2 protein-coding genes and 1 pseudogene are annotated in these 2,454 nt (G+C 33.1%); all 3 read right to left on the reverse strand.

The genetic code is table 11. The features are described from left to right. A pseudogene (locus L1D51_RS21230) lies at nucleotides 1–822 on the reverse strand (hypothetical protein); the annotation flags it as partial. A gap of 18 nt (nucleotides 823–840) precedes the next feature. Then, on the reverse strand, nucleotides 841–2,085 hold the full coding sequence (locus tag L1D51_RS21235; RefSeq protein ID WP_239964804.1) for a hypothetical protein: 1,245 nt from the start codon (nucleotides 2,083–2,085) through the stop codon (nucleotides 841–843). 32 nt (nucleotides 2,086–2,117) lie between these two features. Then, on the reverse strand, nucleotides 2,118–2,306 hold the full coding sequence (locus tag L1D51_RS21240) for a phage virion morphogenesis protein (RefSeq protein ID WP_239964805.1): 189 nt from the start codon (nucleotides 2,304–2,306) through the stop codon (nucleotides 2,118–2,120). Between the last annotated feature and the right edge of the window lie 148 nt (nucleotides 2,307–2,454).

Here is a 2,454-nt window from a genome sequence, read left to right on the forward strand (position 1 = left end):
AATTAGCTCAGCATTTGAGGTATAGGCTGTTAAGAAATAACAAAAATGGGTTAAATAGTTTTCCAAAATATTATCTCGATTTTTTCTAATAAAATAGCCATGCGTTTTAACCAAATATTCAACTTCGTTTATTACATACTCTAAATGATATCTACCTAAAAAATTTTCAACACTTTCAAGTTCTTCTATGTAAAAAGTAATTAGTGACAACTTGCCTAAGACAATTTGCTCAATTCTATTCGCATTCATTTTTATTAAATAAGTAATTGAGTCTGCCTCATCACTTGTAAACCAAACTAGAGTGGCTTTATTTATTTGAGACATCTTACGTTCTTTATTGTCTACCTCTAAGGATAAACAACTATTCAAACTTCTACTTAAGTTATCTAACTGGTTTAAAATGTGTGTTTCTTTAGCGCTTTTCAGGCTTGATTTAATTTGAGTTTCTAAGTGCTTATTCTGTTCTAAGCCTACTTTAATTAGTTTTTCCGAATGTAACCTTTGCTTTTCAGACTCGGAAAATTGCCGTTCTTGGGCTGATTTGTTCAACTCTAACTGTTCTAAATTAATTTTTGCTGTTTTTTCTGCTGAAATAGCAGCATCTAAACCTGCTTTTTGCTGCAACCTGAGTGAATAAATTAAAATTACAATAGAGCAAAATGTTAAAAGTGGATTTAAAAGCCCACCAAAAAAATCGCCTGTTGCACCCCAGTCGGCAAGTGTTTTAGCAGGGCCTACACCAAAATGACTTATAAACAACACTATTATTATTGAAATAGGAGCCAATAAAAGAATTAACCCTAACGATAATCTTCTAGTCATAAATATCCTTTTTCTGAATTAAACTTCCTTACCAGTATCATCTTTTTTCTTTTCAGCCTTTTGGTTACTGCTTAAATCTACTTTTTTGATTAATTCCATCATCAGCTCTTGAGTATTTAATGGGAAACTATCTTGTTGGTTTAAGTTTGTTTGTCTTGAAGCAAAGATTCTTTCCGCAATTGAGATCTTTATCCTGTTTTGATCTTCTTCTGGTAGTGAGGCTATATAAGGTGTGATTGCTTTAAGGTCCAGAGCTGTATGATGATAATTATATTGCTGCTCACGGTGCTTTGCTGATTCTCTAGAAAGGTAAGCTGCTGGTATTGATAAAATGAACACTAGTACAGTGCGAAAAATTGAACTTTCCCAATCAAACCCTGAATGAGTCGAGTCATAAAATGAATAGCAAACTATACCAATGATTACAGCCATACAACCGAGTGACCCTAACCTGAGCCAATTAGCTGCTTTCTTTTCTTCTGCTGCACTTGTGTCAAAATCATCAGCCATCACCCGATTACTAGCTGTAGAAAGTAACTTATCAATTTGTTCCTCTTTTTGAGCAATATCATTCATGCCATTGTTATAAATATCATTTATTGATTTAACTTTGTCATTGTAAAGTTGTTCTATATTTGTCACAGAGCTTTCTAAAGAACTAATTTTATTTTGAAACTCATTTGAATTATTCTCAATTTCTTGACAAGAGTTTTTCATTATTGAATGGAGGTTTAAAAGCTTATTTTTTTCATCTGTAAACTTTTCATCTAATATTTGAACTAATGAGTTCAATTTGATTTCTATTCTCTGCTCAAGCTTTTCATCCAAAATATGTAATTGACTACCATTACTGTTTTCTTCAGGGTAATTTGAGGTTAAAAAATTATGTGTGAAGCTACGAATGTCTGATAACAGATCTCGATAATTATCAAACATCCCTATTCCGCCTAATGAATTTTCAACCGGAATAGGGATGTTTCGCAACATCTCCAATAACATGGAGAGGTGCTCTCGGAATTTTTTCAAAAAAACATTTTCAACATCCTCAATTAAAGCACTGTTTGTTTTTGTTAATTGATCTCTTGTTCCAGCAATTGATTTTTTAAGAGACTCTAATGAATCTTCAATCCTCCTAAAATGATCCCTAGTTAGTTGAGCATTAATTGTATTCTTAGTTACTGATTTTTTATTAACCTCAGCTCCTAATTGTTTAAACTTCATCGAGAACGATTCAACAAATCCCTCACAATCATCAATATCCATTTGTAACCCTATAAGATTATTATTTTTTACTATCAAAGCACAAAAGCAGACATTATCTCAATAACTTCTTTTTCATCACGCTCCGACAAACCCAAAAATGGTCTTGCGGGTATTGCAGCTAAACGGGGGATCATATCGCTGGCGCCACCGAATTGATGGATTGCAGCATATTCAAGGTTTGAGCCGAATTCGAGTGAAGAATCCCCAATATTGTAAGCCAAGGTATCACGTAATATGTCATTAAGCCGGAGTATTTTATCTTTTTCTTTTACTTTGCGTAGTCAGGGGCGAGTACTTGCCTAGATTCATTGACTGGGTAGCTTTTTTAAATCGAATAGGTTACGTTGAAATGACATTGAGTATATTAAA

This window comes from Pseudoalteromonas shioyasakiensis, from assembly GCF_022398475.1.
In the GTDB taxonomy this organism is placed as follows: Bacteria; Pseudomonadota; Gammaproteobacteria; order Enterobacterales; family Alteromonadaceae; genus Pseudoalteromonas.